General features: G+C 69.6%; 21 protein-coding genes. 8 read left to right on the top strand and 13 right to left on the bottom strand.

Annotation, left to right across the window (positions count from 1 at the left end):
* Positions 1 to 54 precede the first annotated feature (54 nt).
* Together ACQP17_RS26645 and ACQP17_RS26640 are read right to left on the bottom strand one after the other, a co-directional pair.
* Positions 55 to 789 (bottom strand): WXG100 family type VII secretion target, encoded by a 735-nt coding sequence (locus tag ACQP17_RS26645; RefSeq protein ID WP_433858528.1) that lies wholly within the window; start codon positions 787 to 789, stop codon positions 55 to 57.
* The gene (locus tag ACQP17_RS26640; protein ID WP_433858527.1) at positions 786 to 1094 is read right to left on the bottom strand and encodes a hypothetical protein; all 309 of its coding nucleotides are present in this window, start codon (positions 1092 to 1094) and stop codon (positions 786 to 788) included. Before ACQP17_RS26640 ends, ACQP17_RS26645 begins: the two co-directional genes overlap by 4 nt.
* A gap of 239 nt (positions 1095 to 1333) precedes the next feature.
* Between ACQP17_RS26640 and ACQP17_RS26635 the strand changes: the two genes are divergently transcribed.
* The 3 genes from ACQP17_RS26635 (at position 1334) to ACQP17_RS26625 (ending at position 5603) form a co-directional block, all read left to right on the top strand.
* Positions 1334 to 1741: a hypothetical protein gene (locus tag ACQP17_RS26635; RefSeq protein WP_433858526.1), complete on the top strand. Its 408-nt coding sequence runs from the start codon at positions 1334 to 1336 to the stop codon at positions 1739 to 1741.
* 383 nt (positions 1742 to 2124) lie between these two features.
* The gene (locus tag ACQP17_RS26630; protein WP_433858525.1) at positions 2125 to 4263 is read left to right on the top strand and encodes an ATP-binding protein; all 2139 of its coding nucleotides are present in this window, start codon (positions 2125 to 2127) and stop codon (positions 4261 to 4263) included.
* On the top strand, positions 4263 to 5603 hold the full coding sequence (locus ACQP17_RS26625) for an SUKH-4 family immunity protein (RefSeq protein WP_433858524.1): 1341 nt from the start codon (positions 4263 to 4265) through the stop codon (positions 5601 to 5603). The genes ACQP17_RS26630 and ACQP17_RS26625 overlap by 1 nt, the downstream gene beginning before the upstream one ends.
* Before the next feature lie 155 nt (positions 5604 to 5758).
* Here ACQP17_RS26625 and ACQP17_RS26620 read toward each other — a convergent pair whose 3' ends face one another.
* Together ACQP17_RS26620 and ACQP17_RS26615 are read right to left on the bottom strand one after the other, a co-directional pair.
* Positions 5759 to 6058, bottom strand: a complete 300-nt coding sequence (locus ACQP17_RS26620; protein WP_433858523.1) for a hypothetical protein — start codon at positions 6056 to 6058, stop codon at positions 5759 to 5761.
* Between the two features lie 259 nt (positions 6059 to 6317).
* Positions 6318 to 7088: a transposase gene (locus ACQP17_RS26615; RefSeq protein WP_433855415.1), complete on the bottom strand. Its 771-nt coding sequence runs from the start codon at positions 7086 to 7088 to the stop codon at positions 6318 to 6320.
* A gap of 111 nt (positions 7089 to 7199) precedes the next feature.
* Between ACQP17_RS26615 and ACQP17_RS26610 the strand changes: the two genes are divergently transcribed.
* Positions 7200 to 7532, top strand: coding sequence for a WXG100 family type VII secretion target (locus tag ACQP17_RS26610; RefSeq protein ID WP_433858522.1), 333 nt, complete (start codon positions 7200 to 7202; stop codon positions 7530 to 7532).
* A gap of 42 nt (positions 7533 to 7574) precedes the next feature.
* Here the strand turns inward: ACQP17_RS26610 and ACQP17_RS26605 are convergent, their stop codons facing one another.
* A complete protein-coding gene (locus tag ACQP17_RS26605; protein ID WP_433858521.1) occupies positions 7575 to 7706 on the bottom strand; it encodes a hypothetical protein in 132 nt (43 codons plus the stop codon).
* 66 nt (positions 7707 to 7772) lie between these two features.
* Between ACQP17_RS26605 and ACQP17_RS26600 the strand changes: the two genes are divergently transcribed.
* Positions 7773 to 8777, top strand: a complete 1005-nt coding sequence (locus ACQP17_RS26600; RefSeq protein ID WP_433858520.1) for a PE-PGRS family protein — start codon at positions 7773 to 7775, stop codon at positions 8775 to 8777.
* Between the two features lie 152 nt (positions 8778 to 8929).
* On the opposite strand, the gene ACQP17_RS26595 is transcribed toward ACQP17_RS26600, so the two are convergent.
* The 8 genes from ACQP17_RS26595 to ACQP17_RS26560 form a co-directional block, all read right to left on the bottom strand.
* Positions 8930 to 10351 (bottom strand): S8 family serine peptidase, encoded by a 1422-nt coding sequence (locus ACQP17_RS26595; RefSeq protein ID WP_433858519.1) that lies wholly within the window; start codon positions 10349 to 10351, stop codon positions 8930 to 8932.
* 174 nt (positions 10352 to 10525) lie between these two features.
* Positions 10526 to 11878, bottom strand: a complete 1353-nt coding sequence (locus ACQP17_RS26590) for a S8 family serine peptidase (protein WP_433858518.1) — start codon at positions 11876 to 11878, stop codon at positions 10526 to 10528.
* A gap of 96 nt (positions 11879 to 11974) precedes the next feature.
* Complete coding sequence (locus ACQP17_RS26585; protein WP_433858517.1) at positions 11975 to 13645, bottom strand: hypothetical protein; 1671 nt, start codon at positions 13643 to 13645, stop codon at positions 11975 to 11977.
* 62 nt (positions 13646 to 13707) lie between these two features.
* Positions 13708 to 14022, bottom strand: coding sequence for a hypothetical protein (locus tag ACQP17_RS26580; RefSeq protein ID WP_433858516.1), 315 nt, complete (start codon positions 14020 to 14022; stop codon positions 13708 to 13710).
* Between the two features lie 2 nt (positions 14023 to 14024).
* Positions 14025 to 15281, bottom strand: a complete 1257-nt coding sequence (gene mycP, locus ACQP17_RS26575; protein WP_433858515.1) for a type VII secretion-associated serine protease mycosin — start codon at positions 15279 to 15281, stop codon at positions 14025 to 14027.
* A gap of 196 nt (positions 15282 to 15477) precedes the next feature.
* Positions 15478 to 15771 carry a WXG100 family type VII secretion target gene (locus ACQP17_RS26570; RefSeq protein ID WP_006602760.1) on the bottom strand — a complete coding sequence of 98 codons (294 nt, stop codon included), beginning with the start codon at positions 15769 to 15771 and terminating at the stop codon, positions 15478 to 15480.
* 122 nt (positions 15772 to 15893) lie between these two features.
* Entirely contained in the window at positions 15894 to 16217 is a 324-nt protein-coding gene (locus tag ACQP17_RS26565; RefSeq protein ID WP_189103604.1) for a WXG100 family type VII secretion target, read from the bottom strand.
* A gap of 325 nt (positions 16218 to 16542) precedes the next feature.
* A complete protein-coding gene (locus ACQP17_RS26560) occupies positions 16543 to 18189 on the bottom strand; it encodes a type VII secretion protein EccB (RefSeq protein WP_433858514.1) in 1647 nt (548 codons plus the stop codon).
* Between the two features lie 343 nt (positions 18190 to 18532).
* Between ACQP17_RS26560 and eccE the strand changes: the two genes are divergently transcribed.
* The 3 genes from eccE to ACQP17_RS26545 all read left to right on the top strand — a co-directional run bounded on the left by eccE (position 18533) and on the right by ACQP17_RS26545 (position 23763).
* The gene (eccE, locus tag ACQP17_RS26555) at positions 18533 to 19759 is read left to right on the top strand and encodes a type VII secretion protein EccE (protein ID WP_433858513.1); all 1227 of its coding nucleotides are present in this window, start codon (positions 18533 to 18535) and stop codon (positions 19757 to 19759) included.
* Complete coding sequence (locus ACQP17_RS26550) at positions 19759 to 20598, top strand: hypothetical protein (RefSeq protein ID WP_433858512.1); 840 nt, start codon at positions 19759 to 19761, stop codon at positions 20596 to 20598. Before eccE ends, ACQP17_RS26550 begins: the two co-directional genes overlap by 1 nt.
* 339 nt (positions 20599 to 20937) lie before the next feature.
* Complete coding sequence (locus ACQP17_RS26545; RefSeq protein WP_433858511.1) at positions 20938 to 23763, top strand: SCO5717 family growth-regulating ATPase; 2826 nt, start codon at positions 20938 to 20940, stop codon at positions 23761 to 23763.
* Positions 23764 to 24043: the final 280 nt, after the last annotated feature.

Below are 24043 nucleotides of genomic sequence, written 5' to 3'. Positions count from 1 at the left end.
GACGGCGGTGGGGCGCTCCTCCTGGGAGGGGCGCCCCACCGCCGTTTCCGTGGGTCAGCCGAAGGCGCCGTGCCGGGTGACGTCGGGGCCGGGCGGGCCGTCGGCCGCCGCGGCGCTCGTCCCGGGTGCGGCGGGTGTCCCCTTGGGGGCCGCCGTGGCCTTGGGGGCCGTTCCGGCCTTGGGGTCCCGTGCGTCGCCCGGCGCCGGTTCGGCGTCGGCGGGCCGGCTGCGTACGCCCTTGGCGATGCCCTCGCCGCCGCGCGTCGTCGGCTTGGCGTCCCGCTCCGGGTCGAAGGGGTCGGGCCCGGGCGGCGCGGTCGAGGTGTCCCACCGGTGCGCCACGACCGGGCCCTGGCCCCGGCCGCCCCCGCCGCGCTTGCCGAAGGCGCCGCCGAGGCCGTTGGCCAGCTGGCCGAGCGCCATGAAGCCGTACGCGGTCTCGTTGCCGGACGAGGACTGCGCGGCGCCGGCGGAACGGTCCGCCGGTGGTGCGCCGTGGCCCTTGTCGTGCCCGCCGTCCGCGCCCTCGTTGTCGTCGGGGGGCGCGGCGGCAGCGGTCTCCAGGTCGGCGGCGGCGAGTTCGAAGGCCGGCAGCGACTCGTCGACGGACCGCTTGAGGCGGTGCCACTCCCCGGCGAAGGCCTCACCGGCCGGGCCGTGCCAGTTGGCCGCGGCGGCGGTGGCGACCTTGCGGTCCAGGTCGCGGACGAGGCCGTCGAGGTGCTTGCCCATCTCCCGCCAGCCGGCCGCCGCTTCGTGCAGGGCCTCGGGGTTGCGCCGCTCGCTCATGTGACGCTCCGGATCATCTCGTCCAGCTCTTCCTCGGCCGCCCGCCAGTGCGCGACGGTCTCCTTGATTCCTCCGCCGACCTCGCGCAGCCGCTGCTGGAGCTGGACGAGGGCGTGCTCGGCCTGCTCGTACAGCTCACGGTGCGGCCGCGCCGCCTCGTCGCCGCCGAAGCCCTCGCGCAGCGCCTCGGCGTCCGCCCGCCGTCTGAATGCGGCAAGCTGCCGGCTCAGTTCTTCCGCGCGTACCTCGAAGGCCGCACCGAGTGCGTGCAACTCCTCCGTACTGAGCCGGACTTCGTCGGCCATGATTTCTCCCCGAATGGAATGACAGCTGCCTGCCGGCACCGCCTCACAGGTCTAGCACACCCGCAATAGCCCCGATGTCTTCCGCGAAGCGGTCACCGGAGCCGCGCGGAATGCATACGCAGCGATATGCGGCAATACCGACAACACCCGCCTGGACGAGGTGTTCACGGCCGTCATGAGACTCTGGACGCCGGTGCCGCACCTGCGGTTGCTGTGCCAGCACGTTCAAGGGGGCAGAGATGAGCAATGAGCGGCAGATCCAGGACGAGGACCTGATGGACGTCGCCCAGGATCCGGAGCAGGCGCACCGGCTGCGCAAGGCGCTGAAGGTCCTGGCGGACAACCCCAATGTGGGCGGCAAGCTCCAGGAGATGGCGCGGGAAGTGCTCTCCGGCCGCATCGGCATGAAGGACGCCATCGAGACGCCCGGGTACATGGACGCGCTGGGCGACCGGATGCAGCAGATCCGGCGGGCCGCGGAGGACCAGACCATGGCCGAACGCGAGGCGTCGCGCGAGAAGTTCGCCGCCTGGCAGAAGGAGCAGGAGGCCCAGGAGGACGCCGAGCGCGCGGAGCGCGACGGTCCTACGGGCGACATCGTGACCGCTCCCCGGCGCGGCGGGCGCGGCGGCGGCCACCGGGGCTGAGCGGAGCACCGCGCGGACGGTGCGCGACAGGCCGGCCCGGCACCACGCCCGGCCGGCCTTTTCCTTTCCCGCAATCGGCATACCGCGCCCGGGGTGCCGATACGGCGGAAAGCGGACCGCCGCCGGAATTGCCGCACAGGCCTGCTTTCTTTCCGCACAGGGTGATCCCCTTTTCTCCACACCGGATCTCCCGGCGCGGCTCTCGGGCACCGTCACCGCGCCATCCGACTCCGTTCCTTCCGCATCCGTCCGGCCTGCGTGTTCCAGTTCCGGAACGGCGCACCCCGAACGGTCGGGAGCATGCGGCCCGGAACATAAGATCGAGCCGGCAGGTGCAGGAATCCACAAAGGTGGAAGCGGGATCGATGGGGGACGAGGGAGCCATGAGCGCCTCAGATGAAGGATTCGCCGCGGCGGCCGGATACGCACCGCATCCGTACATCGGCGGGCGCACGGCCGTGCTCCGTGCGCTGGCGGCCTGGCGTATGCGGTGGCCGGGGGCCCCGCGGGTCATCGTCCTCACCGGAAGTCCGGGCAGCGGGCGCTCGCGCCTGCTCACCGGCTTCCTGATGATGTGCGACCCCGAGGGCCGGCGGCAGCTGCCGCTGGACCACATGGACCCGGCGACCGTGCCGCCGGACCTGCCGGCGCCCGCCGTGCCCGACCCGCAGGGGCGCACCGCGGCGCAGCTGCTGTGGCTGCTCGCCGACCACTTCCAGCTGAAGGCGGCCCGCGGCGAAGACATCTGCACCGAACTCGCCGCCCGTGAAGAGCCGGTGACGATTGTGGTGCCGGACGTCGACCGGGCCGGCCCGGTGCGCGCCGCGGACGAGCCGGCCCGCCTCGTCCGGGAGGTCCTCATGCCGCTCGCCGCGACCGACGGGGTGCAGCTGCTGGCCGATGTGCCGCGCGCGCTGGCCGCGGAGCTGGCGGGGGCGCTGCCGTCCGGCCAGGCGCGGATCATCGATCTCGACGACCCCGAGTGGGCCGACCCCGACGGCCTGGTGCGGCACGCCGAGACCGCGCTCTCGCTGGGTGCGGGGGTGCCGGAACTCCCCTTCGTCACCGATCCGGCGGCCCGCCGGGCGCTCGCCGAGGCGATGGCGCAGCGCGCGGGTGGCAGCCGGCTGACCCTCCAGCTCGCCGTGCAGTCGCTGTTCATGCGGCCCGAAGGCTTCGACCCGGCGGACCCGTCGATGCTGCCCGGCAGCGTGGGCGAGGCGCTGGATCTGCACGCCCGCCGGCTGGGCGCCGACCCGCAAACCCTGCGGCTGATGCTGGCACCGCTCGCGTTCGCCGAGGGCGAGGGGCTGCCCGTCCAGCTGTGGGGCCCGCTGGCCGACGCCGTCGCCGGCCGGGACATGAGCCGCGACCTCGCCGACGGCATGCTGCTGGCCGCGCCGTTCCTCGAACCGGTCGCGACGGCGGAGGGGGACGGGGCGAGTGGCGGGGAGCCGGACGGGGCGAAGGGCGCGGAGGAGGCCGGGGGCGCCGTCGACGGCGCCCGTACGCTGCTGCGCCTGACGCACCCGGGCATCGCCGAGGAGATCCGCGCGGGTCTGCCGGACGCCCGCGACGCCCAGACCAGGATCGCCATGGCGCTGCTGGAAGCGGTGCCGCAGCAGGACTGGTCCCGGGCCGACCCCTACATCCGCGACCATCTCGCGGCACACACCCTCGACGCCGGGCTCCTCCCCCAACTCCTCACCGACCCGGCCCTGTTCGCCCACGCCGATCCGGTGGCGATGCGGGCCGCCATCGAGGCCGTACCCCTGGAGCGGCTGGGCGCCCCGGCCCGGACGTATCTGCGCACCGCGCCGCTGCTCACCCGCTCCCGGGCACCGGCCGCCGTACGGGCCGCTTTCCTGGAGTCCGCGTTCGTCGAGGACGGGCTGGACCCCTACGCCCAGGCGCTGCACGGGCTCGACTTCGCCCTGCCCTGGCGCACGCTGTGGAGCGTGCCGCTGACCGGCGTCCGCGAGGTGACGGCAGGGACCCTCCCGCCGGAGGACGCCGAGGCCGCGGAGACGACGGCGGGACCGGCACCGGACGGGACGAACACCGCCGCCTCCCACCCCGTCGCCGCCCTCCTCGTCCCCCGGGGGACCCCTGGTTCCCACCCGGTGCCCGACCCGGACGGCGCGGCCGACGAGGACGGTGCCGCGGGCGCGCTCCTCGTCCACGAGCTGCTGCGCCCAGGGTACGTCGACGCCGACCCGGCACGGCTGCGGCGCCCCTCCGAGGCGGCGCGGGCCGCGGCGCCCTTCGGGTTCAGCCGCGGCGCCGACTACCTGCGGATCTGGGCGCGCGCGAGCCGGGAGGTGGTGGCCACGCTGCTCTCGGACACCCCGATCACCGGCGCCGACCTCTCCCCCGACGGCGTGCTCGTCGTCGCCACCGGGCGCGGTGTCACCGCCCGCCGGATCCTCGCCGCGCCGCCCGTGGCCGCTCCCACCGTGCCGGCCCAGCGCACCGGCTCCCCCGACTCCGCTTCTTCCGACGGCCTCGAAGGAGACCACTGATGATCACCCAGGCGCAGGCGCAGGCCACCGCCGCCCGCTGGCTCAACCCCGAGGGGCACCAGGGGCCGCCGCGCGAGGTGGCCATGCAGGAATTCGACCTCGGCTGGGTGGTGTGGGCCGTGCCGCCGCCCCCGGAGGTCGATCCGCAGACCGGGCAGCGGCGCCCGCCCGCCGAGATCGGCGCCGCGTGCGGTGTCGTCGACCGGGCGTCCGGCGAGCTGACGGTGTGGCCGTCGGTGCCGGTCGACGAGGTCGTCCGGATGTACCAGCACAAGCACGGCTCGGGTACGGATGCGCAGGGCGCTCCGGCTGAGGCCCCCGCCGAGCCGCCGGTCACCGGCCCGGGCAACACCGCCGTGGCGACCTACACCGACCCGTCGACCGGCGAGGAGACCACCCTCGTCCGCGTCGCGGCGCCCGGCGCGCCGCCCGTCGAGTACCAGCTCCATGACGAGCTGCGGCGGCTGGGCGTCAACCCCGCGGACGTCCGCGCGGTCCGCACGGATCTGCGCCCGGCCCTGCTCCCCGGCGGCTACCCGGCCGACTTCGTGCTGCGCGCCTTCCCGAACGCCGCCTTCTCCTGCACCGAGGGCTACGGCATGCGCCCCCAGGAGCGTGCGGAGGGCGTCGCCGGGCTGCTGCGGCACGTCGAGGCGATGCACCGGACGGCGGGCCGGCAGGCGCCGCCGCGCCCGCACCGGCTGCCGGTCCCGCAGGACGTCGAGGCCGCCCCGGCGATGCAGGACGTGGCCCTGGGCAAGCACCTCGTGGAGGTCTTCGGCCCCGAGGGGATCGAGCGTCCGCACCCCGACGCCCTCGGCGCGACCCCGCTGCCCGAGTCCACCCGGAACACGCTCACCCTGGCCGGGCTGCCCCTGACGGTGCCGCTCTTCTTCAGCGCCGACCGTCCGCAGTCCCCGCCCGCCGGCGGGCTGTTCACCGATGTGGCGACCCAGCTGCGCACCACGGGCACCCAGGCTCCGGAGCAGACCCTGACGACCCTTGCGGGCTACGTCCGGCTCGGCACGGACGGGCTCTACACGCTCGCCGTCCAGTGCGTCGCCCCGGAGAACAACCAGAGCCTGATCGGCACCGTCTGGGCCGTCCAGCCGTCCTCCGGCGGCGGCCGCTTCGTCAACCGCACCCTGGCCGCCTACCTCCGCTCCCTCGCCCTGCTGGCGACCACGCGCCGGCAGATGCAGGGCATGGACCCACGAGCGGCGGGCACCGCGGTCGCCGCCTTCCAGGAGCAGATCGCCGCCCTCGACTCCTGGGCCCTGGACGACGAGGGCAACTGGTGGTCGCTGATCATCGAGCAGATGTGGCACGGGTTGTTCTGAGGGGTGGAGTGAGGGGTGAGGGGTGAGGGACGGCTCGGAAACGGGCCGTCCCTCACCCGGAGACCGGCCCTCTCTCAAGGCAGTTGGGCAGCAGTCCGGCATGGGGCACATGAAGCCACCAGGCCGTCATGTCGACACAGGCCGCCTGGACGCCCTCAGGGCAACAGCAGCCAGTCCGCCGCCAGTGCGGCCGCCAGGCCGAGGCCCAGCATCCAGGTGCCGAGCCGGGTACGTCCGTGCCGGCTGAGTTCGATCACCACGCCGCAGAGCACCAGCGCCGCCCCGTACACCCCGACCACCAGCACCGACGTACGCGACGCCAGGCGCACCACGAGCACCACCGCCATCGCGGCCATCAGCACCGAGGCCAGGACGATGCGTATCCGCCGTGCCTGACGTGGCGTCAGCCCCACACGACTGTCGATCAGGGGCTCTTCATTGCCGGGCATGTCCATGAGGGGGAATGCTACGGGACCGGCGACCGCCACCACCCGCCACTCCCCCGCCCGGCGCCACCCACCCACAGGCGCCCACCCACGCGCCCACGCCACGCCTCAATCCGCCTCCTCCTCCCGCCCGTTGGGCATCACAATGCCCACGCTCCCTCCACACTCCTCGCCTTGACATGTCTGGTTCGAGATCACCTAAGGGTTGTCCCGTAAATGATCTTTGAGTCGCCTCGGGCATGGTCGGCCGCAGGTGTGGCCCGCTCGCCTATCCGGCGAGAGTGAGGTTGTGCATCCGGGCGATGCCGCGCATGGCGTGATGAACGCCGTCGCCTTTGAGGCGGCAGTCGCGGAGGATCTTCCAGGTCTTCATACGGGCGAAGACGTGCTCGACGCGGGCTCGGACCTGCTTGTGGGACTTGTTGTGTTCCTCTTTCCAGGCGAGGAGTTCGGTCTGGCCGCGCTCGTGGCGGTGCGGGATGACGAGGCCGGTGCCGGGGTAGCCGCCGTCGGCGATCGTGAGGGTCTTGCCGACTGTGGCCTTGGCGCCGGATTCCTCCCACGCCTTGCAGTCGTTGCGGTTCCCGGCGAGCGGCCGGCCGACCACGACGACCAGGCGGGTGTCGGCGTCGATGACGACCTGGTGGTTGGTGGAGTACCGGTAGTTCTTCGACTGCGCGGCGATGGTGTGATCCCGGGTGGGTACCAGGGTGCCGTCGACGATCAGCACGGTGTCCTTGGCGAACCGCTTTCGGGGCTGGAGCGCGAGCATCGGCCCGAGGTGGTCGATGATCCGGTCCGCAGCCGACTTGGATACCCCGAACAGCGGGGCGAGCTGCCTCATCGTCAGGTTCGTGCGCCAGTACGCCGCGACCAGCAGGGTCCGGTCCTCCAGCGGAAGGCTCCACGGCCGGCCCTTACGGACCGCGTCCGCACCCTCGCGCCGCAGAACAGTCACCAGCTTCCCGAAGGCACGCGGGCTCAGCCCGGTGAACGGGGCTATCCAGGACGGCTCCGACGCCGTGATCACACCAGACACAGCGAGATCATCTCACTCGTGACCAGCAGTTACGGGACAGCGCTTAGGGTGGATCACTAAAGACGCGACGGATTTCTGCGCGACATACACGGCATCATCACGGGGGCAAGCGTGACAGGCGGCAAGGCATTCGACGTAGATCCGGATGTACTGCACACGCAGGGCACCACCTTCGTCCACCTCGGCGGCGATTTCTCCAAAGCGTCGAAGAAGCTCCAGGACGACCTGGAAGGCCTCGGCAGCCCATGGGAGAACTGCGACTTCGGCGACATCTTCGAAACGATCTACACGCCCCTCCGCGACGGCATGTTCGAGTCGATGGACTCCTTGGGTGAGCGTCTCGAAGGCATCGGCGACAAGTTGCAGCAGATGGCCGGTTCGTACACCGAATCCGACCAACAGGGCATCCACACCATCAGCGCCGTAGGCCACCCGGCTCTCTGAGTTCCACCCGCCGCACCCACTGGCCACCCGGCAGCGGCCCCCTCACCCCTCCCTTTTCCTCGCCTCCCTTTTCCTCGCCTCCCTTTTCCTCGCCTTCCTTTCCTTTCCCTTCCCTTCACTTTCATCTTCTCCTTCTCCCTTCTCCTTCTCCCTTCTCCTTCTCTTTCTCTCCATTGCGCTCGGCAATGGGCTACCACCGCACGGGGGACAATCACTGTGTCTTTGACGCTGCCAAGCGAGGTGGCTTGGGTCCTTGACCTGCTCGGCTACAACTGGCCGGACGCCGACGAGGACAAGCTCCACGAATGCGCCCAGGTCTGGCGCAACTTCGCCGAGGCGGTCAACCGGGCGTCTTCCCAGGGCTCTTCGGCAGCGGGCGAAATCGTCTCGGCAAACTCCGGCGAGGCCGTCGAAGGCTTCTCCCAGGAATGGGGGTCCTTCGCCGGCGGCGGCGACAGCGGGGACAACTACCTCCGCGACGCGGCCGCCGCGGCGGAAGTCATCGCCGTCGCCTTCGACGCGGCGGCCATCGCCGTGCTGGCGGGAAAGATCGCCGTCATTGTCCAGCTCGTGATCCTGGCCGCGGAAATCATCGCGGCCCAGGCCGCCGCGCCCTTCACCCTCGGCCTCTCCGAGATCGGCGCCGCAGGGGGAACCCAGGCGACCCGCGTGGTGGTCCGCCAGATCCTCGACAAGATCAAACGCGAGGTCATGGAAGCGGCCACCAAGGCCATGGAGCACGCCACCATGGACGCCATCAAGAAGATGGCGAAGAAGGCCGTATCCAAGGAAGCCCGCAAGATCGCGACGGATTACGTCAAGAAGACGGTCAAGGAGACCGTCAAGGACAAGGTCGTCGACCAGGCGAAGGAAATCGCCAAGGACAAGATCGTCGAAGAGGGCAAGAACAAGGCCAAAGAGGCCGCCACGGAGATGGCCCAGAACGTCGCCCAGCAGGGCGTCGAGAGCCACTTCGGCGCGCGCGACGGCATCGACTGGGGCGAAACCGCCGACATCGGCAAGGACAAGGCCGGCGAATACGTCGACGGCCTCAAGGAAGGCGCCCAGGAATACAAGGACGGCGTCACCAGCCTGGCCGACCCCGGCACCTACCTCGACCACGCCAAGGACGACCTCACCACCCGGGGCCTGGACGCCGCCCAACGCCACACCGACCGCCACACCGGCGGCGCCGCCACCCGCCACCAGGACGTCACGGACGAGGTCCGCTCAGTCTTCGGCTGACCCGCCAACACCCCCGGCCACACCATGGGCAGACGGGCCCTAGGCGATGGGCTGAACCCCGCCCGCCCCTCCCTCATCCCACACACTTCGGGGTCCGCAGGCTGAACCGCCCTGCGGACCCCCAAGAATTACGCCTTCACACGGCCACTGCGTCACTGCCCGGGCGGCGGCACCTGAGGAAACGACCCCGGAACACCCTGCTGTTGCTGATACGGCCCCGGCTGCTGATACGGGCCGGGGTGCGGGTAGGGCGCCGGACTCTGATTGGGGGTGGGTTGGTGATACGGCCCGGGCTGCGGGTACGGACCGGCATTCGGGTAGGGACCGGTCTGCTGGTAGTGACCGGGCTGCTGAGGCGCGAAGCCATGACCCCCGAAGCTACCGGGACCGCCGTTGGGCGGCCCACCGCGGCCGTTCTTCTTCTGCAGCACAACGACGACGGCGATGACCGCGACGACAACTAGGACACCAACCGCGATACCCACGATGGCGCCTGAACCCAGACCTGCGCCCTTCTCACCACTTGCCTGCTGGCCGCCGCCACCTGCGCTCGCCGCAGCCCCGCCTCCGGACGCATTCATCTTGGGTGCCTTGAGTGGACCGTTCTTGGAGCCGGCAGGGATTTCCCTGGTCAGTGCGCTGTAGGGACGAATTACGCCGAACCCGTAGTGCGAGTCCGGAAGGCTGATGCCTTCTTCACCCTTTGGAAGCGCCGCTGTCTTCACAAGGCGATTAGCGATCTGGCCGGCGGAAAGGTCAGGGAACTTGGAACGCAGCAAGGCTGCGGCAGCTGAAACGTAAGCCGCGGAATCGGATGTGCCGTCCGCCAGCCGGTACTGCCCAGGAGTAGCCGAAGCAGAAGTGATCTCCACGCCAGGAGCCGTCAGCATGAGTTCATCGCCAGAGTTGGACTTGGCCCACATCTTTCCGGCTCTGTCCACAGTACCTACAGCTACAACGCCCGGGCTGGCAGCCAACCCACCAAGCTTCGTCTCACCGTCGTTTCCGGACGCCACCACGACAAGGGCGTCCTTCTGTGCCGCATAAGCCAGAGCGCTCCTGTCAGCATCGGTGAGAAACGCGGGGCCGATCGACATGTTGATGACCGAGGCATCATGATCGACTGCGTATCTGATCCAATCACCCGGACCGGAGTTCTCCGATCCGGCTCCGACCTGCGGCCTCCCAACGGGCAAGATCTTCGCGTCGGGCGCAAGACCCATTACACCGTCGGCACTACCGGTGCCATGCCCGTGCCCGGCGATGAGCGATGCCATGCCGGTCCCGTGGTCACCCGGCCCCTTACGATCCCCGCGCCCGCCATCGATGAAACTCTTCCCGGGCAGCACATTTCCCTGCAAGTCCGGATGGGCACCGTTCACGGGATCATCGATCACCGCAACCGTGACGCCCTTACCCGTCGACTCCTTCCAAATGCTGGCAGCGTCAAAGGCCTTGAGTGGCCATTGATCATCCCTGCTCTGATCAGCCAAGGCGACCGGGGCAGCCCCGAAGAGCAGCACTCCCGCCACGACCACGCCGCCCACCGCACACAGCTTCCGCGTGAAACTCATTTCGAAATCCCCCACAAGACAACTTGGGGCCCGCAGCAACAACACTGCGAGCCCCAAGTCCATTCTGATGATCGACTATCGCGTCCCTGCGCCGTCCGCCATCACCACGTATCGGACGACACCGTCAAGCGGCCAACCACGACGAAGGCCTGACGGCACTACGCACGACACCATCTACTGGCCGGGCGGCTGGTTAGGAGGCGGCGGGAAAGAACCAGGTGCAGTCGGCTGCTGGTAGGCGCCTGGCTGCTGCTGGTACGGGGCGGGAGGCTGCTGGTACGGGCCCGGCTGCTGCGGGAACCCGGGGCCGCCGTAGCCACCAGGGCCGCCGGACGGCGGTCCGTTACGACCGTTCTTCTTCTGCCGCACCACGACGATCACGATGAGCGCGACCACGACCAGAACGCCGGCCCCAATGCCCACAATGGCGCCCAGTCCGAGCCCACTGCTCTTCTGTTCACCGGACTCGCCACCAGTACCCGACGAACCGAGAGCAGTTGCGCCACCGGCACCGGCCCCCGGCTCAGTCTTGGGAGTCTTCAGCGGGCCGTTCTTCGAACCGGCCGGGATGTCCTGAGTCAGCGCCCTCAAGGGCCGGATGAAGCCATACCCGTAGTGCGGGTCAGGGAGCTTCATGCCTTCCTGCCCCGGCGGCAGTCCAGCCGTCTTCACCAGCCGGTTGGCGATCTGGCCGGCAGTGAGGTCTGGGTACTTGGCACGGAGAAGAGCTGCGGCACCGGAGACGTACGCTGCTGCGTCGGATGTGCCATTGGCCAATCGATAAGGCTTGGACGCCCCTGCAGACCTGATGAGAGTCCCAGGTGCCGTGACCATCGTCTGCGGACCGTAGTTGGACTTGTCCCACACCTTGCCAGCCTTGTCGACTGCACCAACAGCCATTACGCCAGGGTGAGATGGCAACTCATCAAGATGCCCTTGTCCCTCGTTACCTGTCGAGACCACAAGGAGGACGTTCTTCTTAGCCGCATAAGAAAGCGCCTCCTTCTCCTGATCGGTTAGCGCAGGCGTGGTAATCGACATGTTGATGACGGACGCGCCATGGTCGACGGAGTATTTTAGGGCTTCAGCCAGACTGTCCCCGGCGTTCAAATCTGGTACATCAGCTTCGCGGGGAACTGCTACCGGCAGGATCTTGGCATCGGGAGCAAGGCCCTTTACCCCTTCCGAACCACCGGCGCCATGCCCATGGCCAGCAATAATGGAAGCCATCGCAGTACCATGATCGTTTACGCTTTCATGGTCTGCAGTTCCACCTTTCACAACATCTTTCCCTGGAAGTACATTACCCTTCAAGTCAGAGTGAGCCGCATTAACGGCATCATCGATCACGGCGACCGTGACACCCTTACCAGTAGATTCCTTCCACACATTTGCGGCGTCAAATGACTTCAACGGCCATTGATCATCTCTGATTTGGTCCGCAAGAGCGGTCGGAGCGGCGCCGAAGAGCAGTGCTCCCGCCACCACCGCGCCGCCCACCGCACGCAGCGTCCGCGTGAAGCTCATGCCGTACACCTCTCCGTAGCGACGGTGGGGCCCGTAGCCCGAGGGCTGCGGGCCCCACCTCGATTCCGCCGAGCACCCTATCCGGACTGAGGGGCCCTACTCGATGACCTTCGGCGCCACGTTGCGCTCCGGCGTCCAGGTCTCCTCTTCTTCGACCAGGTAGTCGGGGCGCTCTCCGTTCTCGCCCTTCTTGTCCTTGCCCTTGGCGCCGTGGACTCCATGAGCACCGGACATTCCTGCCGGGCGGCGACCGCCTGCAGCACCCTGCTGCGTACCGCCACGACTTCGATGCAAGCCGGAGCCTCCCTGGCCCGCGGCACCGGGCTTGCCTCCCTTGCCACCGATGACACCGCCCTTTTGCCGCGCCAGCGGACCCCCCTTGCCGCCAGCACCAGCGCCCTTGGCGCCGGCCCCCTTGGCGGCGCCAGCGGCTCCACCCATTCCCGGCATGCCGGCGCGACCACCCCGGGCGCCCGCTCCAGCACCTGTGCCGCCGGTACGAGCTCCGCCTGCGGCGCCGACACCCCCGACCATCCCAGGTGCACCGGAGCTACCGATGCCCGGACCAGAGCCTCCACCGACGCTTCCAGCGCCTGTGCCCAGACCACCGGTTCCTACAGCGCCGCCGACACCACCGCCGCCGATTCCACCAGCGCCGGCGCCTCCGCCGGTTCCCAGGCCACTCCCTCCTGAGAGGCCGTCGAGTCCGGTGCCTACATGCGGCGCAGGCGTCTTCGGCACGCTACCGATACCGCCGTCAATGCCGTGCGGTCGCGGCGCTTCCATTGCCGGTGGCGTGGTGTAACCGCCGCCGTCCCTCATACCCGGGATGTTCGGCGCAGTGCCGCCCTTCGGGCCTGACGGAGTCGGACCGTATGCGCCAATCGGGGGGATGGGAACGTCGCTACCATCGCGGTCCGGCACCTCGTCGTCGGCGCGGCCCACGCCCCGACCACCGATCGGCGGCTTCCCCATAGCCGTCACACCCGCCCGGTAGGTGGTCGCCAGCTGCTCCATGTAATGGGCGGCCTCGAGCTCGCGTTCGCGGTCGATCGACAGACTTCCCCGGTTTTTGTTGACGGCGTCGTAGATGCTCATCTTCGGGTTGGCCAGGTCGGCGTTCAGCTGCGAGTCGTCCCGGCCGTCGCCGCCCGTCATTCCGCCGATGAGACCGCCGACCAGGGCACCGCCGCCCGGCATGATGCTGTTCCCGATGGCCGCGCCCTTTCCGGCGCCGGAACCCAATCCGTCGGCGGCACGGTCCTTGATGCGCTCCCACTCGCTGGGCTCCTGGACGCCCTCGACCGCCTTCTTGACGGACGCCAGCCGCTCGCTGATCTGGTGCAGGACGTAGCCGGTGTTGTGCGGGTAGGCGGCAAGCTTGGCGAAGTTGTTGCTGATTTTCTGCGCCTCGGCTGCGAATTGGTCCGCGGAGGTGCCGTGCCAGGACTGCAGGACCTTGGTCACCGCATCATCGAACTTCTTCTTGATGCCGTCATTCCAGTCCTGCGAGGTCCAGTCGCTGCCGCCGCCGACCAGCTTGATGCGGACGAGCTTCCAACCCTCGGCGACGTTGCCGACTTCGCCCGGATTGGAGCCGTCGACCATCTGCTTGACCTGGTTCAGCCTCAGCTTGGTGAACTGAGGCCGACTCTGGCCGACTTCGTAGCTCTGATCCTGAGCCGCGCCCGAACCCGCCTGCGCCGAACCGGCGTTCTTTGGTACATGGACCTCGGCGGGCTTGAACTTATCGTGATTCGAAGCCATCTGCTGTCCCCCACTCCGTCATCGAACATGCTCCATCTGTCACTGCAATCAACCCGCCGATGTCACGACATGTTGACGGTGTTGTCCGCCTCGGCATCCTGGTAGGCACCCCTGACCTTGGACGACTTCTTGCCGAACCGGTCGATCAGGCCTTCCACCATCTCCATCAGCTGCTCGATGTCGCCTTTCATGGCGCCATGAGCCTGATACAGCTGGCTTTCCTCGGCGAATCCCTGCCCCAGGGTGCCCTTTGCCAGATAGGTGCTGTTCTTGGCCGTGCTCGTGGAGTCGCCCATCATCTGGAGGACGTGGTTGAGCTCCTTCACCACCTGGTCCAAAGCGTCCAGGTCAACGCCGTACTCGCCTTTACCACCCATGATTAAGCCTCCCCGTGTGTTCGCAAACCAGTCTTTCGGCGCCAGTCGCGGAGTGCGATGGCGGAGCCAACTACCGTGCCGACGGCGAGAAGTCCGCCGCCGACGATGTAGATGGAATAGCGGGCGCGCCGGTCCTCGGGGCTTTCGCCGAGGGCGACGGCGACCGGGTGGATGTTGGAGCCGTCAGCCACGTTGGAGGGCTTGTCCGGCTTCGGTTCTCCGGTGGGCACCGTGTTGTCGTTGAGGGCCGCGACCGGGTCGACGACGCCCCAGCCGATGAAGTCGTTCCGGTTCGGGCGGACGCGCTCGGCGGTCTCCTCCAGGTGCCAGATCAGCTGCTGCGGGGCCCAGGTGGGGTGCTTCGCCTTGAGCAGGGCCGCGGCGCCCGCGACGTAGGGGGCGGCGAAGCTGGTGCCCTGGTCGACGCAGTTTCCGCCGTCGGGGACGGTGGAGACCATGTCGACGCCCGGCGCGGCGATCTGGACGAACGTGCCGGACTGGGAGAAGGGTGCCCGCTCGTTGTTCCGGTCCGAGGCGGCCACTGCGAGGACGTTGGGGTAGTCGTCCGAGTAGGCAGCTGGGTACATGTTCTTCTCGCCGCCGTCGGCGCCGCCGTTGCCGGCCGAGGCGACGATCAGGACCTTGTGCGCGTTGGCGTACTTGACCGCGTTCTCAAGGGTGGGCAGCAGGCGCGGGTTGGCGGAGGTGCCCTGCGAGATGTTGATGATGTCCACGTGCTCGTCGACGGCCTTTTTGATGGCCGTGGCGAGGCTGTCGGCGGTGCCGGGCTTTTCCTGCGAGGTCTGCTGGAAGGGGATGACGGTCGCGTCGGGCGCTATTCCGTAGAAGCCGGAGCCCTTGAAGGGGCGGGCGGCGATGATGCCTGCCACTTTGGTGCCGTGACCGACCTTGTCATCGGTCGGCTTTCCCTTGACGAGGGAGATGCCGCCGCTGCCGATGGCACCTTTGATCTGCGGGTTCTGCGCATCGATTCCGGTGTCGATGACGCCGACCCGGATTCCCTTTCCCTTTCCGTACGCCCACATCTGATTGGTGAGTATGCGCTGGAGCGACCACGGGGTTTCTTTGATGTAGTCGGCGCCGAACTTGCACTCACCGCTGTTGAGCGGGACGTTCTCGTCCGCGACGGCCGGTGCGGCGGTGAGGCTGGACAGGCCGACGAGGCAGGCCGCCGTGACCAGGGCGCCCGTCGTGCGGCGACGGTGCCCGGCTCGATGACCGATGGCGCGAGATCCCACGGGTTGTCTGCTCTCCATGAGGGGCGGAAGGGGAGGGGCGAGGAGGGAGTGGGGAGGGGAGGTGGAGACATGCGGGCGGCCGTGTGGACGGCAGAAGGGCGAGCGCACTGAAGCAGCGCGCTCGCCCTCTTGGACCACTGTGCGAGCCGTCGGGGCTGCTCAGCCGATCGCTATCCGTACGTGTGCCGACGCGAGGTCAGCCCGCCCAGATACCGGAGTTCTTGTGCTCGGTGGCCTGGTAGTTCTGGGCGGCCTGGTCGAGCGCCTTGGCGATGGCCTCGAGCGTCGAGTGCAGGGAGGCCGCACGCTGGTCCCACTCGCGCTGGCGGGCCTGGTAGCCCTCCTGCGCCGCGCCTTCCCAGCTGGCGGCGATCTTCTTGACGCCGGCCTCGAGGTCGTCGAGCTGCTGGCGGATGTTGTTGGCAGTACCGCGCACGTCGGAACTGGCCTGGGAGATCGTCGCAAAATTAACGAGGATCTGGCCTGACATGGTGTCTCCTCAGGAGTTGATGAAGCCTGGTCGATTCATGCCGCAGCGGGCCGGCGGGCGTACCCGACAGGCCCGTGCTGCGGCCGCTGAGCCACTGCGCCGCACGGAGCGGCGCGGCTCCGTCATCCGAACGGGGAAGCCGAGGCGGAGACGTGCGAAATCGACTGGGCCTGCTCCTCTTCGGAGGCGGAGTAGTTCTTCGTGGTCTCGTCGATCGCTTCCTTGATCTCACCCAGAAGCTGGTTGAGACGGTTGGCGTCCTCGTTCACCTGCGTCTGCAGCTGGTTGTACGAGGAGGCCGCAGCACCCTTCCACCCGGACGTGATGGTGTCGACGACCGTGTTCAGGCGCGAGATCTCGCCCTGGATCGACTGGTTGACCGAGGAGATCTTGCCGCTGAACGCGACCATCTCCTCCTCGGTGGTTGTGTACTGCTGACCAGCCATAGTCAACGTCCCCCATGAGACTTGTACGTCGTACCGCGCCGCACCGACGAAGCCGGCTTGCGTGGTGGGCATCTCCTGCTGACGCCTTCGCTCACTTTAACCACTCCACACGTCTGTTCCCAACTGGGGGAGGCCCCTTGTTGCGGGATCACAACATGCTCAACTCGCCCGTGAGGAAACCGTGTTCAGGGAATCGGGGCAGATGCGGTGCTATCGGTCAGGAAGGGAAATTCCGGCGGTCAAGAAAGATCGCGGGGAAGAAGTCGCGATTCTGCGGGAAGCCGGGCCGACGGTCCCTGAAGGGTATCGGCCCGGCCCCCTCGCGTCACGAAGCCTGCGGCTTGCGGGCGCTTTGCACGTCCAGCAACGGGCCCGCCGAAAGGAGTTCGGACCACGTCTTCAGGATGAGCGGGGGGTGCGCGTCCTTGTAACCGAGACGGAGTTGCGACTGGCCGCCCTCCTGGGTGGCCTTGCCGGCTTTCTGACCGTCGTTGTTCTCCGGAACGGAGTAGCGCAGACCGGTGTCGGTGACCAGGAAGAGACTGCCGAACTTCGCGGAGGGCGTGGCGGCCTGGCGGTACAGCAGTCCGCTGCCGGGGGTGACATACGAACTCGCGCCGGGAGCGATTTTGGCGGGGTAGTCCTTGCCGACCCAGGTCTGCATGTCGGGCACGCCGTTCGGGAATCCCAGCCGCTTGTTCGCCTCACCGGGGAGCTTGGTGCTGGTGCCCTTGTAGACGCTGCAGGAGACCCCGTTGTCCGTGGGGTTGATCAGGCCGCCGGTCTGCGAACCCTCCTTGAAGTTGTTCGCTGCGGAGACGGCCTCGGTGGGCCAGGGCATGTCGATGTCGGTGCCCTGGATCTTGCCCAGGTAGGTCTCCGCGCGGCCCTCGTCGTCCTGCTTGAGGGTCATGCTCGTGGTGGAGACCTCCACGGGCTTGAGCGCCGTGCCGTCCGGGTGCACGTCCTTGGCGTTCTGGCCCTCCAGGAGGAGGTTGGCCACGAAGTCGGACACCTTGTAGACGCCGTCGGCCTGGACCACGTACTTCTGCCGGCTGTCGCGCGCCTGCAGCACCGTGCCGATGGTGCGGGTGCCGTCCGGGACGCCCAGGGCGGCGGACTTGTGCCCCGCGCCGGAGATGCGCGGCATGGCGATCGGGACCGGGCTCTTGATCAGCGTGTCCATGAACTGCTGGGAGACCTTCTGCGGTTCGGCGGAGTCCCCGAAGATGATGCGCTGGAGGTCGCTGTTGGCCTTCGCCGGGCCCTGCTCCGGCGCCACCTTTCCGCCGAGCGTGGCGTCGAACTCGAAGGCCATGCCCTTCTCGTCGACCAGCCAGCGCTTCCCCTTGGGATCCTCGATGTAGAGCGCCTGGTCGTTGTCGAGCTTGCCCTTGCCCTCGACGAGGTCCTTGTCCTTGCCGCCGAGGACGAACACCGTCTGCTGGGGCTTGCTGTTCTCGCCACTTCCCGGACGGTCGCACACCGCCCAGGCCTTGGGCTTGTCCACCTCGTCCTTGCCGGGAAGGCGGTCGGGCGCATAGGGAATTCCGACGGCCGGGCCGTGCGGAAGCTTTCCGTCGAGTTCGGAATCCTTGACCTGAACGACCTGGAACTTATCGGGGTCGAGAAGAAGTCGGGCCGAGGCGAGGTTCAGGACGGGGTGCAGAAGCTTATGGCTCTTTCCGCTGGAGTCCGTGTTCGGCAGCACGACATAACGCGTGGTGGAGTCGGAGCCGACAATGACATTGGACCCCACGGTGTCCCAACCCTGCGGGGCAACAGGCCGGAGAATGCCGCAGGCACCGAATCCCACCAGCACCACGACGCCCATCACGATGCTCGGCACCACCGCCTTCAGCGGCTTGGGGGCACTCTCGATCGAACCGTTCGGCAGCGGCTTCAGAAATGCCGCATTCGTGCGCTTTCGAGCAAACGAATACGCATTCAGCTCGTCCCGACGTGATGCCATTGTTGCTTTCTCTCCCCGCCTGTTGGATCCACCGCGACCGCCCCCGGCACTCACGCCGTAGCGCCCTCTACTATGCCGTGTGTCGATCGACCCGTACGGTACGGGTGCCACCTTCCGACGCACCAGTCACAGTGGCGACCGATAGGCCTAGAGCCACACCACCAGTAGAGGAGCAGGCCGGGGGATGTCCAGCGCCACCAGGGCTCGACGCCGCAATGGGCGGCAACAGCAGCAACAGCCTTCTGCTGCGCCGCAATACGCGGGAAATGCTGACCAAAACGGTACAGCTCAGGGCAACAGAGAAAATGGCGGCCCGGGTTCCGCGGCCCGCCCGGCCGGTCCGGTGGCACCGCGGCTGCGCCAACAGGCCGGAACCATCGGCGGCGTCCGCGTACAGCAGCTGGCCATCATCGAACTCGCCGTGGCACTGGTGCTGGTGGGCTGGACGATCCATCCGGCCGCGCTGACCGTGGCGATCGTGATCGCGGCCGTGCTCGTCGTCTTCGCGCTCGGCCGCCGGCGGCGCATTCCGCTGCCGGAATGGATCACCACCGTGCGCGCGATGAAGCGCCGCGGCAAGAACGGCGCCGCCGCGCTCGCGGCCACCCAGGGCGCCGACCCGGCCTTCGCCCCGGTCGTCGAGTGCGAACCGGCGCTGCAGACCTACGAGTTCACGACCGAGTCCGACCAGCGGGCCATCGGCTTCGTCGGCGACGGTACGTTCCTGACGGCCCTGGTGCAGGTGGACGCCCGCGACGAGCCGCTGCGGCCGCAGCGCGGCAGCCACATGCTGCCGCTCGATGTATTGCACACCGCGCTCGACATCGAGGACATCCACCTGGAGTCGGTGCAGTTCGTCCAGTACACCCAGCCCGCGCCGGCCCCGCATCTGCCCGAACAGGCCGTCGCGGCCCGCTCGTACGCGCCCCTCCAGGCGCAGACGCAGACCCCGGCCCTGCAGCTGACCTGGATCGCGCTCAAGCTCGACCCCGAGCTGTGCGCGGAGGCGATCGAGGCCCGCGGCGGCGGGATGGAGGGCGCCAAGCGTTCGCTGCTGCGCGCCGCCGACCAGCTCGTCAGCCGGCTGACCGCGCACGGGGTGCGCGCGCGGGTGCTCGACGAGCGCGAGGTCGTGGCCGCGATCGGCACCGCGGTGTGCGTCAGCCCGCGGGCGGCCAACGGCGCGATGGGCCGCGAGGGCCGGGCGGCCCGCCGCACCCAGGAGACGGTCCGGGCGATGCGCTGCGACGACCGCTGGCACTCCACGTACTGGATCGGCCGCTGGCCCCAACTGGGTGCGGGCGGGGCCCCGTTGGCTGCCGTCACCCAGCTGCTGACCAGCACCCGGGCGATGGCCAGCACCTTCGCGCTGACCGCCACGCACGGCGGCGGCCGCGCCCCGGCCATTTCGGGCTACGTCCGTCTTTCCACCCGTAGCGAGGACGAACTCACCGCCGCCCAGAGCGAGTTGGAGCGTCGTTCCGGTTCCGTGAAGGTCGGGCTCGTCCGGCTCGACCGGGAACAGTTGCCCGGCCTGCTGGCCACGCTTCCCCTCGGAGGTACCCGCTGATGGCCTCTCCCACCTATCAGCCCCGCGTCAACACCAACGGCAACGGCTGGCGCAATCCGGTCGGGGGCACCGACGGCAGCCGCCGGCCCTCGCACCAGCCGCGCCAGGAGGAGGAGCAGGCGGGCCCGGACGGCCCGAAGCTGCTGCCCGGCTACGGCCTGCGCGGTCCGCGGCGCAGCCCGCACGTCCTGACGCCCGAATCGCTCGCCTCGCTGACCCTGCCGGTCGGCGACGACGGCGTGATCATCGGCATCGACCCGCAGAACCAGCCCGCCGTGCTGAGCCTGCTGCGGCCGGCGCCGCTGGAGATCGTCCTGGTCGGCAGCGTGTGGATGGCGCAGGTGCTGGCGCTGCGCACGGTCGCCACCGGTGCCCGGGTCGCGGTCGAGACGGCGCGGCCCCCGGCCTGGGGGCAGATGGCGCAGGCCGCGGGCGGCGGGCAGCAGTGTGTGTCGGTCCACGACGTACGCCAGATCGCACCCCAGGGCCCGTCGGTGTCAAGCCCCGTTCTGGTCATCCGGGACATGGGTGCGCGGCCGCCGCGCAATCAGCTCGCCCCGGGCCCCTGGCAGTCGGTGCTGACCGTGCTGCCGTTCCTCGGGCCGCGCTCGCCGCAGATGCTCGGCCGCGCCGATCTGGTCGGTCTGCAGCGGCTTTCGCCCGAGGAGGCGGAGGTTGTGACGCGAATCATGCGGCTTCCGGAGCAGGTCGGCGCGGTGCTGCCGACGCTCAGCGACAACGCCATGCTGTGGTGCTCGCGCGACGGCCACCAGTTCGTCATGACCCAGCCCACGGAGGCGGAGACCAACCTGCTCGGCGGTCCGCGCCGGATGGACTGAGCAACTGACCGGCGCCTCGGGCGTGTTGCCCGCGGCGCCGGTCGGTGCGGCACGGCCAGGGCCGTCCGCGGAGACGAAGACGGGCGCATCCTGGGTGCGCCCGTCAGTCGTGCCGAAAGCGCACGAAGACGACATGGCATCGACTGCCACTGTGCGCCGACTCTTGATTAGGCTGTGCGGGAGAGCCGCAGGAGCACAGCCCGACGGCAGTCGATACGGGGATGGACAGCTAGTCTGGGCGCAACCCCGGGTGGTGTGTTCCGACTTCCGCTACATCCGATCGATCCGCCTGTATCCGGTCCTGCCGTTCAGGTGCGTTGCAGTACACCAGGAGGCACAGTGAACGAGCAGGAGGCTTTCCGTCCGGACGGAAACGATCCTGACGACGACCAGTCCGAGTTCGACCTGACCGGTGAGTTCAAGATCGACTTCGCCGCGCCGGCCTGGTACGCGAGCAACGACACCAGTGGTGGCGGCGCGGGTGCTGCGCCCTCCCCCGCGGCTCCTCCTGCGTCTTCGTCCACCCCCGCGCCCCCCGGGCCGCCGACGGGGCAGCCGCTGCCCGGGCCCGCTCAGGCCGCGCCGCCCGGCTTCCCGACGCTGCGCCCGCAGGACGCGGGCACCGAGCCGGCCGCCACCGCTCCCCCGGCCGCGCCGGAGGTCCCCGCGGATCCCGCCCCGTCCGCCGACGCCGGTGCCGGCACCGGAAATCGGCGCGCCGGCACCGGCGGCGACCCGTCGGCCTCGCTCTGGGACGACGAGGAGGACGACGCGGCGGACGACACCACGCCCCTGACCGCCGACGGGTCCGCGCCGGAGCCCGCGCCCGCCGACCCGGCACCGCACGCCGAGGCCGCGACCGCCTCCGCCGCCTCCGCCGCTCCCGCCGAGGACGGCTCCCCGGCCCCCGAGGCCACCGCCGTGCCGCAGCCCGCACCCGTGCAGCCCGCGCCCGACCTGCCCGGCCCCGAGGCCGCCGCACAGGGCGCCCGGCCCACCACGGGCCACCAGCCCGAGCAGCGCCAGCAGCCGGAGCAGGGGCAGCAGCCGGAGCAGGGGCAGCAGCCGGAGCAGGGCCTGCCGCCCCAGGGAGTTCCTCCGCAGGGCATGCCCCCGCACGCCGTTCCGCAACAGGATGTGCCGCAGCAGGCCCCGCCGCAGATGCCCCCGCAGGCCGTGCCCCAGCAGGGAGTTCCCCCGCAGGGCGCGCCGTGGGGCGCCGCCGCCGGCGGCGGTCAGCAGGGCGTCCCCGGGCAGGGCGCACTGCCGCCGCTGCCGCCGGAGTTCCAGCCCGCCGACCCGCACGCCCAGGCGCAGGCCCAGGCCGCCCAGCAGGCTCAGCAGTCACAGCCGCAGGCCCCCGTGCAGCAGCAGCCGCAGCAGGCACCGCAGCACCCGCAGGCCGGCCACCCGCAGGGCCAGCACGCGCAGTACGGCGGCTACCCGCAACAGCAGCAGGGCGGATACGGCTACCCGCAGCCCGCCTACGGCTACCCCCAGCAGGGCCAGCAGCCGCAGCAGCACCCCCAGGCGGCCGCGCAGCAGCCCGCGTACGGCTATCCGCAGACCGGCGCGCAGGGCTACCCGCAGCAGGGCCAGCAGACACAGCAGGCCTACGCCCAGCAGCAGGCCGCCCAGCAGGCGCAGGCCGCTCAGGCGCAGGCGCAGGCGCAGGCCGCCCAGGCACAGCAGGCCCACCAGGCTGCCCAGGCCCAACAGGCACAGCAGGCCCACCAGGCCGCGCAAGCCCAACAGGCCGCGCAGGCCCAGCAAGCAGCCCAGGCACAGCAGGGCCAGCAGGCACCACAGAGCCAGCAGACCCCGTACCAGCCACTCCCCGGGCAGCAGGCCGGCGACCCGAACGCGGCGGCGAACTACGCGTCGTACTCGCAGCCGGGTCAGCAGCAGCCGCAGCAGCGGGCCGCCCCCGGCGCGCCGCTCGGCTACAGCGCCGCGGTGGAGCTGACCTCCGACCGGCTGCTGCGCAACCAGCCCAAGAAGCGCAAGCCGGGTGCCAACGCCCAGCCGTCCAAGTTCAAGCTGGGCGCGAAGAAGGAAGAGGCGGAGCGGCAGCGCAAGCTGGAGCTGATCCGTACGCCGGTGATGTCCTGCTACCGGATCGCGGTGATCAGCCTCAAGGGCGGTGTCGGCAAGACCACGACCACCACGGCCCTCGGCTCCACCCTGGCCTCCGAACGGCAGGACAAGATCCTGGCGATCGACGCCAACCCGGACGCCGGCACGCTCGGCCGCCGGGTGCGGCGCGAGACCGGTGCGACCATCCGTGACCTGGTGCACGCGATCCCGCATCTGCACAGCTACATGGACATCCGCCGGTTCACCTCGCAGGCCCCGTCGGGCCTGGAGATCCTCGCCAACGACGTGGACCCCGCGGTCTCGACGACGTTCAACGACGAGGACTACCGGCGGGCGATCGACATCCTCGGCCGGCAGTACCCGATCATCCTCACGGACTCGGGTACCGGTCTGCTCTACAGCGCGATGCGCGGAGTGCTCGACCTCGCCGACCAGTTGATCATCATCTCCACGCCGTCCGTGGACGGTGCGAGCAGTGCGAGCACCACCCTGGACTGGCTGTCCGCGCACGGCTACGCCGACCTGGTGCAGCGCGGCATCACGGTCATCTCCGGGGTCCGCGAGACCGGCAAGATGATCAAGATCGATGACATCGTGTCGCACTTCGAGACCCGTTGCCGCGGGGTGGTGGTCGTCCCCTTCGACGAGCATCTCGCCGCCGGCGCGGAGGTCGACCTCGACATGATGCGGCCCAAGACCCGCGAGGCGTATTTCCACCTCTCCGCCTTGGTGGCCGAGGACTTCGCACGGGCACAGCAGGCCCAGGGGATGTACCCGCAGCAGCAGATGGGCGACCCGTACGCCGCGCAGCAGATGGGCAACGACCCGTACGCCCAGCAGCAGTACGGCCAGCAGGGTCAGCCCCCGCAGGGCCAGCCGCAGCAACCCCAACAGCCCCAGCAGGGTCAGCCGCCGGCCGGCTACCCGCCGCAGCAGGGCGGCTGGACCCAACAGCCCGCCCAGCCGCCGGCGCACTGGCAACAGCAACAGCCCGCCCCCGACGCCCCCCAGCCCGAGCAGCAGGGCGGACTGGGCCCCGGGTGGCAACAGCAGCCGCCTCCGCAGTGAGGCGCGGGCAGCACGCATGAACGGGGCGGGGCCCGACACCTGAGAGGTGTCGGGCCCCGCCCCGTATCACGTCAACCCCCGTACGAGTGACCGACTCCCAGCCTAACTCCGCCCGGATCCGGCCGAGTTGCCGCTTCCGCAGCTCTACACCCGCCCACCCCCCGAAGGGGGGTGGGCGGCGGGGAAAAAACCGGCGCAGAAAAGCCACGAGGGCAAGGCCGCGGAGAAGAGCCACAGACGAAGCGTCGGAGCCGGCCCACAGGGGAAGGCGTCGGAGCAC

Origin of the sequence: Streptomyces kronopolitis, assembly GCF_050953795.1 — a bacterium.
In the GTDB taxonomy this organism is placed as follows: Bacteria; Actinomycetota; Actinomycetes; order Streptomycetales; family Streptomycetaceae; genus Streptomyces; species Streptomyces kronopolitis_A.
Note: the sequence above shows the minus strand (reverse complement) of the source record. Positions and strands in the feature narration are given on the sequence as shown.